Here is a 17,510-nt window from a genome sequence, read left to right as displayed (position 1 = left end):
AAACGTATCAATTGGTTACTTTTGACGTTTAGAGAGGAATACCTGTCGTGAATCGTGCAATGGCTCAAGAAGGTGCAGCGGGTATCGCCACTGCGGTCGCTGAAAGTGTTCAGTACCAGGGCCGCAAGGCCAGCCGACAGGGCAGCGAACAGCGTCGACAGGACATTCTCGACGCAGCGATGCGCATTGTTGTGCGCGATGGCGTGCGGGCCGTACGGCACCGTGCTGTGGCCGCTGAAGCGGGTGTGCCGCTGTCGGCCACGACCTACTATTTCAAAGACATCGATGACCTGCTCACCGATACCTTCGCCCAATACGTGGAACGCAGCGCGGCGTTCATGGCCCGGTTATGGGCCAGCAACGAAGGCCTGCTGCGCGAGATGGTTGTCAGCGGCGATGGCACCCCCGAGTCCCGCTCACAGCTGGCGGACGATATCGCCCGGCTGATGGCTGACTATGTTCATCGGCAATTGATCAATCGCCGCGAGCACTTGATGGCCGAGCAAGCCTTCCGCCAGGAAGCCTTGCTCAACCCGCGCCTGGCCTTGTTGGTGCGCTCCCATCAGCAAATTCTCCTGCAGGGCACCTGCCAGCTTTTCGAAGTATTGGGTTCCCGTGAGCCACAACAGGATGCCAAAGTGTTGACGGCGATTATCGGACGGATGGAATATCAGGGCCTGCTCAACGACGCCGAGCCTGTGGCCGAAGAGGAAATGCTCGGCATCCTCAACCGCTACATGCATTTGGTGCTGGCGTCGGTGTAAATCCCGCAGGACAACTCGACCCTGTAGGAGCGAGGCTTACCCGCGAAGGCGGTATAACATTCAACATATGTGTTGACTGACACAACGCCTTCGCGGGCAAGCCTCGCTCCTACAGGTTCGGTGACCTTTCGGGGCGGTGCGTTCATAGGGAGTGTTGAATGAAAGCCTGGCGCGTCATTGTGATCGCCTTGTCGATCCTGCTGCTCAGTGGCTGTCTGGTGACCTTCAAGGAGCCGCTGCCCGCCAGCGAGCCCGCGCCCAAAGGATTGCTCGGCAAGTGGACCAGCACCAATGCCTGGGGCGAGCCGATGAACCTGGAGCTGACACGCATCGGCGACAATCGCTATCAGGCGGTCAGCTACTTCAAGGCCAAGCCCCATGAGCGTGAAGCCTATCCCTTCACTGTGTCGCGCCATGGCAATCGCTGGTACCTGTCGGCGAAGGTGCCGGCGCAGTTCGGCGGGAATTTCACCATCACCGGTTTCGAGCTCAACGATAAGCACGAACTGGTGGTCTACAACCTCGACCTCGAGCAGATCAAACAGGCCATGGGCCAAGAAGCCCTCAGTGGCCAAGGCTTCCGGACCGACGACGGCGACGGGGTGTTGATCAACAACAGCCTGGATCAGGTGTTCGCCTACCTCGATGACCCGGCCAATTCCGATGTTTTCGTCGAAGCGGTGCGTTATCAGCGCCTGGCCAAAACCAAATAAATCCAGCACGTAACGGTTTTACTACAGGAGTTTCGGGTGGACGAATACCAGCAGACGATACGCATTTTGTCCGATCGCATAGTGCTGGCGCAGACGCCGATTCGCGTTCTGGATGCGGTCAAGTGGGACGACAGCATTCGCAAGGGGTTCTTCAAAGGCAAGGGCAAGGAAATGCCGGCCGTGGACCGCGACTACTACCTCAATCGACCGCTGGCATTTGATTCCAGCAAAGTGAAGCTGGAATTCCAGAACATCGAGCGCGACATCACTCGCCAGCTCGGCCAGTTCAACCCGGTCGGCCAGATCATGCGCCGCATGTGCAAGGAATACCGGATGGTGGTGCGCATGCTTGAAGCGCGCGGCACCGAAGATTTCGGGCTGATTTCCCAGGAATTGTATGGCGCGGCGTCCGATGCGTTTCACGCCGGCGACCCGACCCTGGCCGATCTGGGCCTTATGCTCTCCGATTACCTGAACAACATCGACGGCCGTGGCGACCTCAAGGACGAACCGAAACTGCTCACCGCCAAGGAAGCCGTCGACCTGCTGCAACACCGGCTGAACCGGGTGTTTGGCGAGAACGAAGAAACCATTCGGGTGTTCGAGTCTGACGGGATCGTCGCCGATGCGGCGGCGGGCGCCGACTACATCAAGATCCGCGCCGACGCGATGTTCAACGACCGCGACGTGCGTGCGCTGGAAGTCCACGAAGGGCTGGTGCATGTGGGCACCACGCTCAACGGCCTGAATCAGCCGATCTGCACCTTCCTGTCCAAAGGCCCGCCGTCGTCCACCGTGACCCAGGAAGGCCTGGCGATCCTGATGGAAATCATCACCTTCGCCTCCTACCCGAGCCGCCTGCGCAAACTGACCAACCGTACCCGTGCCATTCATATGGTGGAGGAGGGCGCGGACTTCTTGCAGATCTACGATTTCTTCTGTGAGCAAGGCTTCGAAATGGCCGAAAGCTACGGCAACGCCAGTCGGGTTTTCCGCGGCTCGGTGCCGACCGGTCTGCCGTTTACCAAAGACTTGTCCTACCTCAAGGGCTTTATCATGGTTTACAACTACATTCAGTTGGCCGTGCGTAAAGGCAAGCTGGAGCAGATACCGCTATTGTTTTGCGGCAAGACCACGCTGGAAGACATGCGGACCTTGCGCCAATTGGTGGACGAAGGCCTGGTGGTGCCGCCCAAGTACCTGCCCGACCAATTCCGCGACATGAACGCGCTGTCGGCCTGGATGTGCTTCTCCAACTTCCTCAACCACCTGAGCCTGGACCGGATCGAAGCGGATTATTCCAATATCCTGTGATCACAACACACCCTGTAGGAGCGAGGCTTGCCCGCGAAGAACGATAACGCGCTCTATCAGATCTACCGCGTCATCGTTCTTCGCGGGCAAGCCTCGCTCCTACGGACCTGCTATCAATCGTTAGTGCGAGGGCTTCACCGGATGAGAATCCTCGGCATCTTTTGCCTGCTCCTGGCCCTCGGCGGTTGCGACTCTCTGCTGTTCTACCCCGAGCCCGGCCAGCCGTTCACCCCGGAAAAAGCCAAACTCGAATTCCGCGACGTCACCCTGGTCACCGCTGACGGCCTCAAGCTGCATGGCTGGTGGCTGCCGGCGAAAAAAGGTGTCGAGGTCAAAGGCACGGTGCTGCATCTGCACGGCAACGGCGGCAACCTGGCGTGGCATTTGGGTGGGAGCTGGTGGTTGCCGGAGCAGGGCTATCAGGTGTTGCTGGTGGACTATCGTGGGTACGGTTGGTCCGAAGGTAAACCGGCGTTGCCGGCGATTTATCAGGACATCGATGCCGCGTTCAAATGGCTCGACCAGGCCCCGGAGGTCAAGGGTAAACCGCTGATCCTTCTCGGTCAGAGCCTTGGCGGTTCGATGGCCGTGCATTTCCTGGCCCAACATCCCGAGCGCCAGCGGCAACTCAAGGCTTTCGTACTCGATGGCGTGCCTGCCAGTTACCGTGATGTCGGGCGTTTCGCCTTGAGTACGTCGTGGATGACCTGGCCGTTCCAGGTGCCGTTGTCCTGGTTGGTGCCGGACGGCGACAGCGCGATCCATTCCATGACGCAGCTCAACGGCGTACCGAAACTGATCTATCACAGCATCGATGATCAGCTGGTGCCCCTTTCCAACGGCATCCGACTGTATCAAGCTGCGCCGCCGCCGCGAGTGCTGCAACTGACCCGTGGCGGTCATGTGCAAACCTTCGCCGACCCGGTCTGGCGAAAGGTCATGCTGCGCTACCTCGAAGACCCGCAGCATTTCGACGGCCTGCGCCGCTTGGGTGAAGTCCCCAATTACCCGGCACCCCCGAATTCTGAAGATGAACCACCAGAGAGTCCGCAATGAGTGAAGAACGTAACGCTATCCCGCTGATCATCACCGGTATTTGCAGCATCCTCGGCACCGTTGGCGCCCTGTGGTGGTACGGCTACCTGCACTTCGCCAAACCCGAAGATGCGCTGCTGCTCAGCGACTTCACCATGCTCAAGACCGTGCCGGGCGAAGACTACAAGGTCTCCCTGGAACCGGCCCCGCAAGTGGCCCAGTGCATCGATGGCGTGCTGGTGCTGTTCGACACCGAACAGAAAGGCCTGACCGGCGTGCTGATCAACAACAAGAAAAAGGCCGTGCGCTGCATGGGCGAGGAAACGCCGCAAAAACTCGAACAATAAACATCCCGTAGGAGCGAGGCTTGCCCGCGAAGAACGATGACTCGGTGTATCTGTTAGACCGCATCATCGTTCTTCGCGGGCAAGCCTCGCTCCTACAGCCCTGAAACAGGTGTAAACCTTGTTCAGAAAAAAGCCCCGCCTGATCAATTCAGGCGGGGCTTTTAAGTTTCAGCGTGGTCAGCTTACTTGGCGCTGATCGCCGAACGCGGTACGACCGGCTGGTTGTCGTTGGAAATGGTCACTTCCACCCGACGGTTCATTGCACGGCCCGAGACGCTGGAGTTCTCCGCAACCGGGTATTCCTTTCCATAACCCTGGGCCACGATCCGCGCCGGGTCGACACCCATCTTGATCAGGGCCACTTGCACCGAGGTCGCGCGACGCTCGGACAGCGACTGGTTGTACGACTCCGAGCCGGTGCTGTCGGTGTAGCCTTCGACAATCACTTTGCGGTCCGGGTTTTCCTGAAGGAACTGCGCCAGTTTGTTGATATTCACCAAACCGTTGGACTTCAGGTCCGCCTTGTTGGTGGCGAACAACACATCACCAAACGTCACCAGCGTGCCGCGATCGGTCTGTTTGGCGTTCAGACTGTCCTGCAGCTGTTTGATCTGCTGGTCGCGGGCATCCAGGCGAGCCTGGGCCCGTTGTGCTGCGGCATTTTTCAGGTTGTTTTCAGCGGTGCGCAGGGCGATGGTCTGCTTGGCCACTTCAACGCGCTGATTGGTCAGGTAAGCCAGTTGATCGACCTTGGCCTGGTCTTCCCTATCCAGGTAAGCCTTGTCGGCCTTGTCCAGGTATTCGCTGGCGTCTTTGGTTTCCAGCGCTGCGACTTTGCTGGCTTGCGGGTTGGCTTGCAGGCCGGTGTAGTTGGTGCGGGCTTGCTCCAGGTTCGCGTTGGGCGGTGTGGAGCAGGCAGCCAGTGCAACACTTGCGGCCAGGAGGGCGGGGATCATCAATTGTTTGCGCATAATAGTTCGTCCTTTCTATCGATAAGTGTTTCAGGTCTGAAAATCGGGATGGGCGCTTACTGCACGGTGCGCTGACTTTCCTGACGCAGTTCCTGAACACCTTTCTGGGAGTCCTTCACAGCTTGTTCGGCTTTCATCGCCTGGGCCTTGCGCTCGGCGACGCGGGCGTCCCACTCGGCTTGCTCGGCCAGCATTCTGGCTTCGTCATACTTCTTGTCGTGCATGGCGATTTCGGCCTGTTTGAGCTTGTCCTGAGCGGCCTTCATTTCCACGGCGGCGAATTCGGTACCGCCGGCGCTGACAGCGCTGTTCACGGCGGATTGGGTCACGGCGTATTGCTCGCTCGGCGGGTTACCGGCGCAACCGGCCAGAACGAAGCTGCCGCCGATGGCCAGGGCCGCCAGTTTGAGACCGCGCAGATGGGGGAACGAGGATGATGCGATGCTGGTCTTCATGGTCTTCAACTCCATTGGATAACTCCTGAAAAACATCTGAATCCATCCTGGGCAAGGAGCCGCAACCTTCAATTTCCAGAGCATTTTGAATCGGCCGTCCCAGGCGTGGTTATTGGGTTGACCCAAAGTGTTTTTCAAAAGTTCAGAGAAGATGGCCTATCGCCCGAAAAAACCTGATCGAGAGGACAAGGCTCTAAACCGGTAATTTTAGCGATATGCGGCGGTATTCCCGACCGTTTCATGGCCCGGGAACATGCAATTATCGAAGGAATAGCAAGCCAGTGTGGGAGCGGGCTTGCTCGCGAAGAGGCCGTATCAGTTGAAATAAATGTTGGCTGACACGCCGCTTTCGCGAGCAAGCCCGCTCCCACAGATTCGGCGTCAAATTCAGTGTTTCTGCTTGTCGTTATCGCCCGACAAATCATGCAAATGACGCCGGGACAAGGCGAGAAAACGCGGGGTCGGGCCGACGTCTTCGTACAGCGGATCGCCTTCTTCATCGGTGGCCACCACCGTTGACCCCTTCACATATGGAAAGCTCGCTTCGAGCTCTTCCAAGGCGGCGCCGATCAGCTCGCCGAGCAGTTCTTCGGGGCGCCGCTTGGGGTACATGTCGATAATCGCCGCCAGCCGCGCGGCGGCTTCCACGTCCAGATGAATCGCGTAGCCAGAGTCGGTCAGACGACCCTTGGCGTTATCTTCCCAATGCTTGGCGAGCTCGCGGATTTTCATGATGACCTCATTGCGCACCTGCTCGTGGCAGGCCGGGTGAGTGTCCGGCGGTGGCCGGTGATACGCCGTTGTACGGCTTATGGTTGAGATTAGCTGCAATGCCCGGTGTTTGAAGTCCTTGGCGTCGTCTGCTTGTAAGAAGCGCTTTACGACGGCACTCTCTTTAACAGAGCTTCTAACAACAAAGCATAGCCGCCAATGCCAGTGTAGGAGCCAGGCTTGCCGGCGAAGGCGTCCTTGAGAGCGCCTTCGCCGGCAAGCCTGGCTCCTACACTGACATTGAGCATAGCCACCCGGATTTTCGCTGGAGAACTGCTGATGACCGATATTGATGCACGCTTGCGCGAGGACGTTCACCTGTTGGGTGAGCTGTTGGGCAACACCATTCGTGAACAGTACGGGGACGACTTTCTCGACAAGATCGAGCAGATCCGCAAAGGCGCCAAGGCTGACCGTCGCGGTTCGATGGACGCCGAACTCAGCGCCAGCCTCAACCAGTTGAGCGAAGACGAGTTGCTGCCGGTGGCGCGAGCGTTCAATCAGTTCCTCAACCTGGCCAATATCGCCGAGCAATATCAGCTGATTCATCGACGTGAAGAATCGCAGCCTGCGCCGTTCGAGGCCCGGGTGTTGCCGGAATTGCTCGCTCGCCTGCTGACTGCGGGCCATGACGCCGAGTCCCTGGCCCGGCAATTGGGCCGGCTGGAAATCGAACTGGTATTGACGGCGCACCCCACCGAAGTGGCGCGTCGCACGCTGATCCAGAAGTACGACGCGATCGCCGCGCAACTGGCCGCACAAGACCATCGCGACCTGACTACCGCCGAGCGCGAGCAGATCAAAACGAAGTTGCAGCGCCTGATCGCCGAAGCCTGGCACACCGAAGAAATCCGCCGTACCCGCCCGACACCGGTGGACGAAGCCAAGTGGGGCTTCGCGGTGATCGAGCATTCGCTGTGGCAGGCGATTCCCAACTATTTGCGCAAGGCCGATCAGGCCCTGCATGCCGCCACCGGCCTGCACCTGCCACTGGAAGCCGCACCGATTCGCTTTGCCTCATGGATGGGCGGCGACCGCGACGGCAACCCCAACGTCACCGCCGCCGTAACCCGCGAAGTGTTGCTGCTGGCGCGCTGGATGGCCGCCGATTTGTACCTGCGCGATGTTGATCACCTCGCCGCCGAGTTGTCGATGCAGCAGGCCAGTGACGAGTTGAAAGCCAAGGCCGGCGACAGCGCCGAGCCTTACCGCGCAGTGCTCAAACAACTGCGTGAACGCTTGCGCGCGACCCGTAACTGGGCCCACGCATCCCTGACGGCAAACACGCCAGCGTCGGCCGATGTGTTGCAAAACAACCGCGACCTGCTGGACCCGCTGGAGCTGTGCTACCACTCGCTGCATGAATGCGGCATGGGCGTCATCGCCGATGGCCCGTTGCTCGATTGCCTGCGTCGTGCGGTGACGTTCGGGCTGTTTCTGGTGCGCCTTGATGTGCGACAGGACTCGTCGCGCCACACGGCGGCCATGACCGAAATCACCGATTACCTCGGCCTGGGCCGTTATGAGGACTGGAGCGAAGAGGAGCGCATCGCCTTCCTGATGCGCGAACTGAACAATCGTCGGCCATTGCTGCCGGCGTACTTCAAGCCGTCTGCCGACACCGCCGAAGTGCTGGCGACATGCCGGGAAATCGCCGCGGCACCGGGGGCTTCCCTCGGCTCGTATGTGATTTCCATGGCCGGTGCCGCTTCCGACGTGCTGGCCGTGCAATTGCTGCTCAAAGAATCCGGCGTATTGCGGCCGATGCGCGTGGTGCCGCTGTTCGAAACCCTCGCCGACCTCGATAACGCCGGCCCGGTGATCGAAAAACTCTTGTTGTTGCCGGGCTATCGCTCGCGCCTGCAAGGGCCGCAGGAAGTGATGATCGGTTATTCCGACTCGGCCAAGGACGCTGGCACCACCGCAGCGGCCTGGGCGCAGTATCGGGCGCAGGAGCGTTTGGTCGACATCTGTCGCGAACAGCAAGTGGAGCTGCTGTTGTTCCACGGTCGCGGGGGCACCGTGGGCCGTGGTGGTGGCCCGGCGCACGCGGCGATTCTGTCGCAGCCGCCGGGGTCGGTGGCGGGGCGTTTCCGCACCACCGAGCAGGGGGAAATGATTCGTTTCAAATTCGGCCTGCCGGACATCGCCGAGCAAAACCTCAATCTGTACCTGGCGGCAGTGCTGGAGGCGACTTTGTTGCCACCGCCACCCCCTGAGCCTGCCTGGCGCCATTTGATGGACGAATTGGCCGCCGATGGCGTCAAGGCATACCGCGCCGTGGTGCGGGAAAATCCGCAGTTCGTCGAGTATTTCCGCCAGTCCACCCCGGAGCAGGAGTTGGGGCGTTTGCCGTTGGGCAGCCGTCCGGCCAAGCGCCGCGCTGGCGGCATCGAAAGCCTGCGCGCCATTCCGTGGATCTTCGGTTGGACCCAGACGCGCTTGATGTTACCGGCCTGGTTGGGCTGGGAAGCAGCGCTGACAAAGGCGCTGGAGCGTGGCGAGGGTGAGCTGTTGGGGCAGATGCGCGAGCAGTGGCCATTCTTCCGTACCCGCATCGATATGCTGGAAATGGTGCTGGCCAAGGCCGACGCCGACATCGCCCAGTCTTACGATGAGCGTCTGGTCGAGCCGGATCTGCTCCCTTTGGGGGCGCATTTACGCGACCTATTGTCGCAGGCCTGTGCAGTGGTCCTGGGGTTGACCGGTCAGTCGCAGCTACTGGCACATAGCCCAGCCACCCTTGAATTCATCCGCCTGCGCAACACTTACCTCGACCCACTGCATCTATTGCAAGCCGAACTGTTGGCACGTTCGCGGCAACAGGATGTGGCCCAAGGCAGCCCGGTAGAACAGGCGTTACTGGTGTCTGTGGCGGGGATTGCCGCGGGTTTGCGAAATACCGGCTAAGGTTTTCGTCGTGGGGAACAGGCACCCGGCGCGAGCGTCGAGTGCCTGTTGGCGAGCGCTCGAAAAGGTCTGCCACGCGACAGTTAATGATGGGGTTGCGACTTGGGTTACCCCTTCGCAGGGTCTCGTAAGGGGTGGGTTTCTCCGACTTTCGGCGGCTTGTGTGGGCAGGGCCCGCTGTGTATCTTGATCAGCCTTTGGCCGTTTGGGCGGTCGCGATCCTATTTTTGAGATTGGCCCCAAGAGGCGAATCTGACGTTATCTATATAAAAAATTGAGGAGCACATCTAATGCGCGTCATTCTGCTGGGAGCTCCCGGGGCCGGTAAAGGTACTCAGGCTAAGTTCATCACCGAGAAATTCGGCATTCCGCAAATTTCCACCGGCGACATGCTGCGTGCTGCGGTAAAAGCCGGTACCGAGCTGGGCCTGATCGCCAAGAGCGTCATGGATAGCGGTGGTCTGGTTTCCGATGACCTGATCATCAATCTGGTTAAGGAACGCATCAGCCAGGCCGATTGCGCCAACGGTTTCCTGTTCGACGGTTTCCCGCGCACCATTCCTCAGGCTGAAGCCCTGGTGAAGGCCGGCGTTGAGCTGGACCACGTGTTGGAAATCGACGTTAAAGACGAAGACATCGTTCAGCGTATCGCTGGCCGTCGTGTTCACGAGGCCAGCGGCCGCGTGTACCACATCGTCTACAACCCGCCAAAAATTGCCGGTAAAGACGACATCACCGGCGACGAGCTGGTGCAGCGCAAAGACGACACTGAAGAAACCGTGCGTCATCGCCTGTCGGTCTACCACGCCCAGACCGAGCCTCTGGTGAAGTTTTACCAGGAGCTGTCCGCCGCTCAAGGCAAACCGAAGTACAGCCACGTCGAAGGCGTCGGCTCGGTTGAAGCGATCACCGGCAAGGTGCTTGAAGCACTGAGCTGAAAAGTCTGATCGGCTTCATCTTCTACGGCCCGCTTGCGGGCCGTAGTTGTTTATACTGGCGCACTTTTTTTGACTTCTCTTACGGAAACATCGATGAGCACCTTGCTGGCCCTGGACACCGCGACTGAAGCTTGCTCCGTTGCCTTGCTGCATGACGGCAACGTCACGAGTCATTACGAGGTGATCCCGCGCCTGCATGCGCAAAAGCTGCTGCCGATGATCCAGCAACTGCTGGCCGATGCCGGGATCACGCTGCAAGCGGTCGATGCCATTGCGTTCGGTCGTGGTCCGGGCGCGTTCACTGGTGTGCGGATCGCCATCGGTGTGGTACAGGGGCTGGCGTTTGCGCTGGATCGCCCGGTGTTGCCGGTCTCCAATCTCGCCGTACTCGCCCAGCGGGCTTATCGCGAACATGGCGTCAGCCAGGTCGCAGCGGCCATCGATGCGCGCATGGATGAGGTGTATTGGGGTTGCTACCGCGAAACGGCGGGGGAGATGCGGTTGGTGGGCAACGAAGCAGTACTGCCACCGGAAGCCGCTGTATTGCCGGCCGATGCCAGCGGCGAGTGGTTCGGCGCAGGCACTGGTTGGGGGTATGCCGAGCGCATTGCCGTCAACCTGAGCGGGCAGGACGCGGGCATGCTGCCCCACGCCGAAGACCTGCTGACCCTGGCGCGCTTTGCCTGGGAACGCGGTGAAGCGATCGTGGCCGATCAGGCGCAGCCGGTGTATCTGCGCGATAAAGTCGCGACGCCCAAAGCGCGTTAATCCTTGTTGTCGGGTTGATCCCTTCGCGGGCAAGCCTCGCTCCTACAGGTTTTGTAGCCAGTCGAAATATCGGCGATATCCTGTAGGAGCGAGGCTTGCCCGCGAAGGCAATCTCCCCGGTTATAGCCAATCGTCACTTTCTACCCGCCGCTTTTAAACCTTTTCACTTTTCTGTGTTCTAGTTATCACTCGGCAGTTTGCGAAGTGGGCTATGTGCCACTAAGCTGCCATCATCGATACCGAGCATGCACTTATGCGTATAGACGGCGTTTCCTCTCAGTCCTACCCCATCAAGCGCAAGCCTCGCAAAGGCCATGTGTCCGAGGATGACTCCGTCGATATCGACGGCGAGCTGGAATTCCCTACCGAAGAGCAATTGGCCGCCCGCGCCGCCAAAGCTTCCGCACAACGCCTGAGCAATCTGCCCGCCCGCCAACAAGACATGATTTATCACCGCGCCATGAGCAAAAGTGTGGCGATGGCACTGGCCAGTTACCTGAGCACCGCCACTTTTGTCGATTGGGATGCGGATGTACTGGGTCTCGACCTGTACATCTGATGCTGCCTTACTACCTCGGCTGCCCGTCCTGGAGTGAAAACGCCTGGCGCGATTACTTGTATCCACAAGACGCCAGGCCCGCCGAGTTTCTCAATCTTTATGCTCAAGTGTTCAACGCCGTGGAAGGCAATACGACCTTCTACGCGAGCCCGTCTGCCGCCACTGTGCAGCGCTGGGCCGAAACCATGCCCGAACACTTTCGCTTCACCGCCAAGTTCCCCGGCGACATCAGCCATAGCGGTGACCTGCGCGAGCAATTGACCGCCACCGAAACCTTCGTGCAATTGCTCAGCCCCCTGGGTGAACGGGTTTCTCCCCTCTGGCTGCAATTGTCCAAAAGCTTCACCCCGCAACGTTTGTCCGAGTTGGCCGGTTTTATTGACGCGGTGGATCGGCCCTTGGCGGTCGAAGTGCGACACGATGAGTTCTTCGTCAAGGGCGATGCCGAGCGGATGCTCAATCGCCTGTTGCTGGATCGTGGTGTCGAGCGTATCTGCCTTGATCCGCGAGCGCTGTTCAGCTGCACCTCGACCGATCCTTCGGTGCTCCACGCCCAATCGAAAAAGCCCAGGGTGCCGCCTCGTCCTGCGGCGTTTACTCAGTTCCCACAGGTGCGTTTCATCGGCCATCCTGTGCTTGAAGCCAACGATCCATTCCTGGTGCCGTGGGTCGAGAAAATCGCTCTCTGGATCGAAGAGGGCCGCACGCCCTATATCTTCCTGCACACCGCCGATAACCTGCTGGCGGCAAAACTTGCCCAACGTTTTCACGCACAACTGATGCTGCGTTTGCCTGGCTTGGCGCCGCTGCCTGAGCTATACAGAGAGCCCGCCGCCGAGCAACTTGGCTTGCTCTGAAGCGGCTTCTTTCCCAGCTGTAGGAGCCAGGCTTGCCGGCGAAGGCGTCCTTGAGTGCGCCTTCGCCGGCAAGCCTGGCTCCTACGAAAAGCGGTTTATCTTTCCCCTTTTTCAGGAGCCTGCCAATGGATGCGCAAACCCTTCGAGCCCAGGCGTTCAAAGCACTGCACGAACGCGAGGGCGCTTTTGTCATTCCCAACCCTTGGGACGCCGGCTCGGCGAAAATGCTCGCCAGCCTTGGCTTCGAGGCGCTGGCGACCACCAGTGCCGGTTACGCCTTTTCCCGGGGGCGTCCCGATGGTGGGCTGACGCTCGATGAAACCCTGGCGAACGTTGAAGCGATTGTCGCAGCCACTGATCTACCGGTAGCGGTGGATCTCGAAAACGGTTTTGCCGACGCCCCCGCTGACTGCGCCCAAAGTATTGTGCGTGCGGCAAAGGCCGGAGCGGTCGGCGGTTCGATCGAAGATGCCACGGGGCGTGAGGACGGTCCGATCTACTGCTTCGAGCATGCCGTGGCGCGTATCGAAGCGGCTGTCGCGGCGGCTCGCAGTTTGCCTTTCCCCTTCATGCTGACGGCGCGTGCCGAGAACTTTCTGCACGGCAATCCTGACCTCGACGACACCATTCGCCGCTTGCAGGCATTCGCCGAGGCGGGGGCCGACGTGCTTTACGCACCGGGCTTGCGCAACGCTGAAGAAGTCTTGGCGGTGGTTCGCGCCGTGGCGCCGAAACCGGTCAATGTGTTGATGTCCGGCGGGCTCAAGCTGACGGTCGAGCAGTTGAGTGAAATGGGCGTCAAGCGCATCAGCGTCGGTTCGGCCCTGGCCCTGGCCGCCTATGGCGAGTTCTTCCGCGCCGCCGAGGAAATCCAGCAACACGGGACCTTCGGTTTTACCTCTCGGTCGATGCCGTTCCAGAAGGCCAATAAATTGTTCAAAGGCTGACGATGCGGTTTCGGTGGGGGCTGTTGCTGGTGCTGTTGATCATCGGCGCTGCCGGGTTGAGCGTCGGGCGCGGCTGGGTTTCCATTCCTGCGCAATGGAACCCTTTGGCGCCGCTGGACGTAACGGCCGAACCGAACCTGCTGACCCGCTACAAACTGATGCGCCTGCGCAATGACCCGCAGTTATGCGACCAGGTCCTGAGCAGCTCAGGTTTGCGGGTGGCTCGTCAGGCCGACAGCCCGGACGCGACTTGCCCGTTGACCAACACCTTGCGTGTGCAAGGTGGCGAGGCGGCGCAGAGCAGCAGTTTCCTCGCCAGTTGCAGCCTGGCGGTAGCGTTCGCCTTGTTCGAGCGCCACGCCCTGCAACCGGCGGCTCAGGCGGTCTACGGCCAGGCGGTGAAACGGGTCGACCATCTCGGCAGCTTCGCCTGTCGCAACGTCTACAACCGCGAAAACGGCAGACGCAGCCAGCATGCCACGGCCGATGCGCTGGATATCAGCGGATTCCGGCTGGCGGACGGCAGATCGATCAGCGTGCTCAGGGATTGGCCGAAAGATAACCAGGACGCGCGATTTCTGCGTCAGGTCCGCGACGGCGCCTGCGATATGTTCAGTGTGGTGTTGAGCCCGGACTACAACGCCGCCCATCGCAACCACTTTCATATGGATGTCGGGCCGTGGTGGCGGTGCCGCTGAGGGTTATGCGGCGATGCGCAGATTCTGCAAAACGATCGGGCGTGCCCAACCGTTATCGAAATCCAATTGTTTCTGTTGTTCCACCAGCTCTTCGGGCGAGAAAGGCGGGAACGGTTTGTCCAGCAGCTCAAGTTCGAACTCGGCGATCGGCAAGCGTAGCGGACGCGGTTGCGGTGCGATGCCAGGCTCTGGCAGCGGTTGACCGGCGGTGAGCACGATCGGGCGTACCCAGCCGCTGTCGAAGTCCTGTTGTTTCTGTTGCGCGACGATTTCTTCCGGCGGGAACGGCGGGGAAGGTTTGTCGGCCAGGTCCATTTCGAACTCGGCAATCGGCAGGAACAGTGGCTCTGGCGGGCGGACGGGTGTTTCGATCACATCACATTCGCGCTGGGAAACGATGTGCGCCAGCAGCTCACTGCCAACGGTCGGTTCGACCGGGCTATCGAGATCGACCGGTGGAAAGTTGAGAGACTCCGGCACGACATCGCCCGACTGATCGGCCAGGGCCTGGGCAAAAAAATCCTGCCACAGGTGACTGACGCCGCTCAGTGCTTGGGAATTTCGCAGGCCAAAATCGCCGTGGGGCGAGATGTAACCTATCGATGTGCGTTGAATGTCTGACATTTCTCTCGGTCGACGCTCAGCTCTGGCAAAATGCTCGATAGTTTGGTTATCGGCCGTTTTTGCCGATCATTAATTTTTTGAGCGTGTTTTCCCATGATTGAGCAACCTGCGGCCTGCCGCATCCATGTCGAGGCCTTGGGCACGACCTTTCAGCCACAGGCCGAGCAATGGGCCGAGCGCCTGGGGTTGCCGTTGCAGGTGGATGACGGCGAGTTTGCCTTGCAGGTGGGCGAGCAGGGGTTGCAGCTGCAACAACTGGGGCCGGATGCACCGGGACCGGTGCGGGTGGATTTCGTTGAAGGTGGCGCGGCCCATCGTCGGTTGTACGGCGGTGGCAGCGGTCAGATGATTGCCAAAGCGGTCGGCGTCGCCCAAGGCGTGCGTCCGCGCGTGCTGGACGCCACGGCCGGGCTGGGCAAGGATGCGTTCGTGCTGGCGAGCCTGGGCTGCGAGATGAGCCTGATCGAGCGCCAGCCGCTGATCGGCGCGTTGCTTGAAGATGGCCTGGCCCGCGGCGCGGAAGATTTCGACGTGGCGCCGATCGTGGCGCGGATGCGTTTGCTCAAGGGCAATTCGATCGAAGTGATGCGCAACTGGGAAGGCGAGCCGCCGCAGGTGATCTACCTCGACCCGATGTTTCCCCATCGCGAGAAAACCGCGTTGGTGAAGAAGGAAATGCGCCTGTTCCGGCCGCTGGTCGGCGATGACCCGGATGCACCGGCATTGCTTGAAGCGGCATTGGCCCTGGCCAGTCACCGGGTGGTAGTCAAACGCCCGCGCAAGGCGCCGTGCATCGATGGGCCGAAGCCGAGTCATGCGCTGGATGGCAAGTCCAGCCGATACGACATTTATCCGAAGAAAGCGCTCAAGACTTAAGACCGCGTCGCCCCATTCGCGGGCAAGCCTCGCTCCTACAGGATTTGAGTTGTTGCGCAATAATCTGTAGGAGCGAGGCTTGCCCGCGAAGGCGTCAGTCCGGTCACTGAATAAACTATCAGACCGACTCCGGCCGATAAGCCCGCATAAACAACCCCACCACTTCCCGCACATGGGCTTCGGCCGCATCCCCGGTCACCGGCTCGCCGCAGCCATACAGCAACCGGAAATTTCCCGCCCCCTTGAGCAGGCAAAAGAAATGCTCGGCGGCATTGCGCGGTTTGTCGATACTCAATGCGCCGCTCTGATTGACCTTGTTCAGCAACCCCTCCATTCCGTGAAGTACGCGTTCTGGCCCGGCCTGGAAGAAAATCAGCGAGAGTTTCGGGTCTTGGCTACCCAGCGTCATCATCAGCCGATGCAGGTTCACCGATTCATCACTGTTGATCAGCTGATGAAAGCCGTGTGCGATGTTCAGCAGCACGGTTTCCACCGCGATGCCCTCCGGCAATTCAAAGAAAAGGGGCGGCAATTGCTCTTCGCACTTGGCGATGACGGCGGCGGAAAACAGCGTCTCCTTGTCGTTGAAATGACTGTAGACCGTCAGCTTCGACACGCCGGCTTCGGCCGCCACGGCATCCATGCTGGTGTTGGCGTATCCCTTGCTCAGAAACAGGATTTTTGCCGCATCGAGGATGGCCTGGCGCTTGGCCAGATCCTTGGGACGGCCCGGACCGCTGGGTATGGAAAGATTGTCAGACATTCTTCGCTTTAATACTGGACTGGTGAGTTTGCTATTAATAACATACTGGTCAGTATAATTATTCAAAGCACCATTAGCGAAAGGTCCTTTCCCATGTTCCGCTATGCCTTGCCCCTCGCATTGCCGGTCAGCCTGGCTTTTTTATTGTCTGCGTGCGGCCATGAAGAGGCGCCTCAAGTCACCGTCCGCCCGGCCATGGTCGTTCAGCCAGAGCCCTCGGCTCAGGCCATGGAGAGTTATCCCGGTGAAGTCCGTGCGCGCTATGAGCCTGATCTGGCCTTCCGCATTGGTGGCAAAGTCAGCCGACGACTGGTCGAGGAAGGCCAGCGGGTCAAGGCCGACCAGCCTCTGGCGGAACTCGATCCTCAGGACGTGCGCCTGCAACTGGAAGCCACCCGCGCCCAGGTCGCTGCCGCCGAAGCCAATCTGAACCTGGTGCGCGCCGAGCGTGATCGCTACAAGACCCTGATGGAGCGGCAGATGGTCAGCCGCTCGCAGTACGACAATGCGGAAAACCTCTACCGCTCCGGTGAAGCACGCCTCAAGCAAATCAAAGCCGAATTCAACGTCTCGACCAATCAGGCCAGTTACGCGGTGCTGCGCGCGCCGCAGGATGGCGTGGTGGCCAAGCGTGCGGTTGAAGTCGGGCAAGTGGTCGCGGCCGGGCAAACCGTGTTTACCCTCGCCACCGATGGCGAACGCGAAGTGTTGATCAGCCTGCCGGAGCAGAGTTTTGGTCGCTTCAAGGTCGGCCAACCGGTCTCGGTGGAACTCTGGACCCAACCCGATCAACGTTTCCCCGGACGCATCCGTGAGTTGTCGCCTGCGGCCGACCCGAAATCGCGCACCTTCGCCGCTCGCATTGCATTTACCGCTGGCAAGGTTCCCGCCGAACTGGGCCAGAGTGCCCGGGTGTACATCCAGACCGCCGATGTGGTGTCGTTGTCGGTGCCGTTGTCGGCGGTCACTGCGGAAAACGGTGCCACTTATGTGTGGGTGGTCGGCGCCAACAACACCCTGAAGAAAGCCCCGGTGCGGGTCGGTGCATTCGGTGAGAAAACCGTGCCGGTGCTTGAAGGCCTGAACGCCAGCGACTGGGTGGTGGCGGCCGGTGTTCATGTGCTTCACGACGGGCAGCAAGTACGCCCGGTGGATCGCTCCAACCGTGTGGTCAATCTGGCGCACAAGGAGTAATCCCCG

Annotated in this window: 19 protein-coding genes; 14 read left to right on the top strand and 5 right to left on the bottom strand. The window is 60.1% G+C overall.

Going from position 1 to position 17,510, the window contains the following annotated elements; translation table 11 throughout:
- Positions 1-47: 47 nt before the first annotated feature.
- From KW837_RS21490 to KW837_RS21470, 5 genes are all read left to right on the top strand, one after another.
- Entirely contained in the window at positions 48-764 is a 717-nt protein-coding gene (locus KW837_RS21490; RefSeq protein WP_008070397.1) for a TetR/AcrR family transcriptional regulator, read from the top strand.
- A gap of 158 nt (positions 765-922) precedes the next feature.
- Entirely contained in the window at positions 923-1,477 is a 555-nt protein-coding gene (locus KW837_RS21485) for a hypothetical protein (RefSeq protein ID WP_008070395.1), read from the top strand.
- A 36-nt stretch (positions 1,478-1,513) separates the two neighbouring features.
- The gene (locus KW837_RS21480) at positions 1,514-2,791 is read left to right on the top strand and encodes a flavohemoglobin expression-modulating QEGLA motif protein (protein WP_123498105.1); all 1,278 of its coding nucleotides are present in this window, start codon (positions 1,514-1,516) and stop codon (positions 2,789-2,791) included.
- Positions 2,792-2,932: 141 nt separating this feature from the next.
- Entirely contained in the window at positions 2,933-3,847 is a 915-nt protein-coding gene (locus KW837_RS21475) for an alpha/beta hydrolase (protein ID WP_218398494.1), read from the top strand.
- Positions 3,844-4,173 (top strand): hypothetical protein, encoded by a 330-nt coding sequence (locus KW837_RS21470; RefSeq protein ID WP_192344191.1) that lies wholly within the window; start codon positions 3,844-3,846, stop codon positions 4,171-4,173. The genes KW837_RS21475 and KW837_RS21470 overlap by 4 nt, the downstream gene beginning before the upstream one ends.
- A 182-nt stretch (positions 4,174-4,355) precedes the next feature.
- Here the strand turns inward: KW837_RS21470 and KW837_RS21465 are convergent, their stop codons facing one another.
- From KW837_RS21465 to KW837_RS21455, 3 genes are all read right to left on the bottom strand, one after another.
- Entirely contained in the window at positions 4,356-5,144 is a 789-nt protein-coding gene (locus KW837_RS21465; RefSeq protein ID WP_218398492.1) for an OmpA family protein, read from the bottom strand.
- Positions 5,145-5,200: 56 nt separating this feature from the next.
- Complete coding sequence (locus tag KW837_RS21460) at positions 5,201-5,614, bottom strand: DUF4398 domain-containing protein (protein WP_063342619.1); 414 nt, start codon at positions 5,612-5,614, stop codon at positions 5,201-5,203.
- A 372-nt stretch (positions 5,615-5,986) separates the two neighbouring features.
- Positions 5,987-6,331, bottom strand: a complete 345-nt coding sequence (locus KW837_RS21455) for a pilin assembly protein (protein WP_218398489.1) — start codon at positions 6,329-6,331, stop codon at positions 5,987-5,989.
- Between the two features lie 318 nt (positions 6,332-6,649).
- Between KW837_RS21455 and ppc the strand changes: the two genes are divergently transcribed.
- The 7 genes from ppc (at position 6,650) to KW837_RS21420 (ending at position 14,047) form a co-directional block, all read left to right on the top strand.
- Positions 6,650-9,280 carry a phosphoenolpyruvate carboxylase gene (gene ppc / locus KW837_RS21450; RefSeq protein ID WP_218398486.1) on the top strand — a complete coding sequence of 877 codons (2,631 nt, stop codon included), beginning with the start codon at positions 6,650-6,652 and terminating at the stop codon, positions 9,278-9,280.
- A 290-nt stretch (positions 9,281-9,570) separates the two neighbouring features.
- Positions 9,571-10,218, top strand: coding sequence for an adenylate kinase (gene adk, locus KW837_RS21445; protein ID WP_027924949.1), 648 nt, complete (start codon positions 9,571-9,573; stop codon positions 10,216-10,218).
- Between the two features lie 93 nt (positions 10,219-10,311).
- Entirely contained in the window at positions 10,312-10,986 is a 675-nt protein-coding gene (gene tsaB / locus KW837_RS21440) for a tRNA (adenosine(37)-N6)-threonylcarbamoyltransferase complex dimerization subunit type 1 TsaB (protein WP_218398483.1), read from the top strand.
- A gap of 253 nt (positions 10,987-11,239) precedes the next feature.
- Entirely contained in the window at positions 11,240-11,545 is a 306-nt protein-coding gene (locus tag KW837_RS21435; RefSeq protein WP_007940187.1) for a hypothetical protein, read from the top strand.
- Positions 11,542-12,402, top strand: coding sequence for a DUF72 domain-containing protein (locus tag KW837_RS21430; protein WP_218398584.1), 861 nt, complete (start codon positions 11,542-11,544; stop codon positions 12,400-12,402). Before KW837_RS21435 ends, KW837_RS21430 begins: the two co-directional genes overlap by 4 nt.
- A 125-nt stretch (positions 12,403-12,527) precedes the next feature.
- Complete coding sequence (locus tag KW837_RS21425; protein ID WP_218398481.1) at positions 12,528-13,349, top strand: oxaloacetate decarboxylase; 822 nt, start codon at positions 12,528-12,530, stop codon at positions 13,347-13,349.
- 2 nt (positions 13,350-13,351) lie between these two features.
- Complete coding sequence (locus KW837_RS21420; protein ID WP_218398479.1) at positions 13,352-14,047, top strand: extensin family protein; 696 nt, start codon at positions 13,352-13,354, stop codon at positions 14,045-14,047.
- 3 nt (positions 14,048-14,050) lie between these two features.
- On the opposite strand, the gene KW837_RS21415 is transcribed toward KW837_RS21420, so the two are convergent.
- The gene (locus KW837_RS21415) at positions 14,051-14,671 is read right to left on the bottom strand and encodes an energy transducer TonB (RefSeq protein ID WP_218398476.1); all 621 of its coding nucleotides are present in this window, start codon (positions 14,669-14,671) and stop codon (positions 14,051-14,053) included.
- A gap of 93 nt (positions 14,672-14,764) precedes the next feature.
- On the opposite strand from KW837_RS21415, the gene KW837_RS21410 reads away from it, so the two are divergent.
- Positions 14,765-15,547, top strand: a complete 783-nt coding sequence (locus KW837_RS21410) for a class I SAM-dependent methyltransferase (protein ID WP_256348898.1) — start codon at positions 14,765-14,767, stop codon at positions 15,545-15,547.
- Positions 15,548-15,665: 118 nt separating this feature from the next.
- Here the strand turns inward: KW837_RS21410 and KW837_RS21405 are convergent, their stop codons facing one another.
- Complete coding sequence (locus tag KW837_RS21405; RefSeq protein ID WP_123498127.1) at positions 15,666-16,310, bottom strand: TetR/AcrR family transcriptional regulator; 645 nt, start codon at positions 16,308-16,310, stop codon at positions 15,666-15,668.
- A gap of 93 nt (positions 16,311-16,403) precedes the next feature.
- Between KW837_RS21405 and KW837_RS21400 the strand changes: the two genes are divergently transcribed.
- Positions 16,404-17,504, top strand: coding sequence for an efflux RND transporter periplasmic adaptor subunit (locus KW837_RS21400; RefSeq protein ID WP_218398473.1), 1,101 nt, complete (start codon positions 16,404-16,406; stop codon positions 17,502-17,504).
- Positions 17,505-17,510: the final 6 nt, after the last annotated feature.

This window comes from Pseudomonas sp. PDM24 (genome assembly GCF_019218905.1).
Classification (GTDB): Bacteria; Pseudomonadota; Gammaproteobacteria; order Pseudomonadales; family Pseudomonadaceae; genus Aquipseudomonas.
Note: the sequence above shows the minus strand (reverse complement) of the source record. Positions and strands in the feature narration are given on the sequence as shown.

What these genes read in the sequence shown, in the direction of transcription:
- ppc (WP_218398486.1), top strand. Translation starts at nt 6,650, where the DNA reads ATGACCGATATTGATGCACGCTTGCGCGAGGACGTTCACCTGTTGGGT.
- KW837_RS21425 (WP_218398481.1), top strand. Translation starts at nt 12,528, where the DNA reads ATGGATGCGCAAACCCTTCGAGCCCAGGCGTTCAAAGCACTGCACGAA.
- KW837_RS21475 (WP_218398494.1), top strand. Translation starts at nt 2,933, where the DNA reads ATGAGAATCCTCGGCATCTTTTGCCTGCTCCTGGCCCTCGGCGGTTGC.
- KW837_RS21415 (WP_218398476.1), bottom strand. Translation starts at nt 14,671, where the DNA reads ATGTCAGACATTCAACGCACATCGATAGGTTACATCTCGCCCCACGGC.
- KW837_RS21420 (WP_218398479.1), top strand. Translation starts at nt 13,352, where the DNA reads ATGCGGTTTCGGTGGGGGCTGTTGCTGGTGCTGTTGATCATCGGCGCT.
- KW837_RS21470 (WP_192344191.1), top strand. Translation starts at nt 3,844, where the DNA reads ATGAGTGAAGAACGTAACGCTATCCCGCTGATCATCACCGGTATTTGC.
- KW837_RS21455 (WP_218398489.1), bottom strand. Translation starts at nt 6,331, where the DNA reads ATGAAAATCCGCGAGCTCGCCAAGCATTGGGAAGATAACGCCAAGGGT.
- KW837_RS21465 (WP_218398492.1), bottom strand. Translation starts at nt 5,144, where the DNA reads ATGCGCAAACAATTGATGATCCCCGCCCTCCTGGCCGCAAGTGTTGCA.
- KW837_RS21410 (WP_256348898.1), top strand. Translation starts at nt 14,765, where the DNA reads ATGATTGAGCAACCTGCGGCCTGCCGCATCCATGTCGAGGCCTTGGGC.
- KW837_RS21405 (WP_123498127.1), bottom strand. Translation starts at nt 16,310, where the DNA reads ATGTCTGACAATCTTTCCATACCCAGCGGTCCGGGCCGTCCCAAGGAT.
- KW837_RS21460 (WP_063342619.1), bottom strand. Translation starts at nt 5,614, where the DNA reads ATGGAGTTGAAGACCATGAAGACCAGCATCGCATCATCCTCGTTCCCC.
- KW837_RS21435 (WP_007940187.1), top strand. Translation starts at nt 11,240, where the DNA reads ATGCGTATAGACGGCGTTTCCTCTCAGTCCTACCCCATCAAGCGCAAG.
- tsaB (WP_218398483.1), top strand. Translation starts at nt 10,312, where the DNA reads ATGAGCACCTTGCTGGCCCTGGACACCGCGACTGAAGCTTGCTCCGTT.
- KW837_RS21485 (WP_008070395.1), top strand. Translation starts at nt 923, where the DNA reads ATGAAAGCCTGGCGCGTCATTGTGATCGCCTTGTCGATCCTGCTGCTC.
- KW837_RS21400 (WP_218398473.1), top strand. Translation starts at nt 16,404, where the DNA reads ATGTTCCGCTATGCCTTGCCCCTCGCATTGCCGGTCAGCCTGGCTTTT.
- adk (WP_027924949.1), top strand. Translation starts at nt 9,571, where the DNA reads ATGCGCGTCATTCTGCTGGGAGCTCCCGGGGCCGGTAAAGGTACTCAG.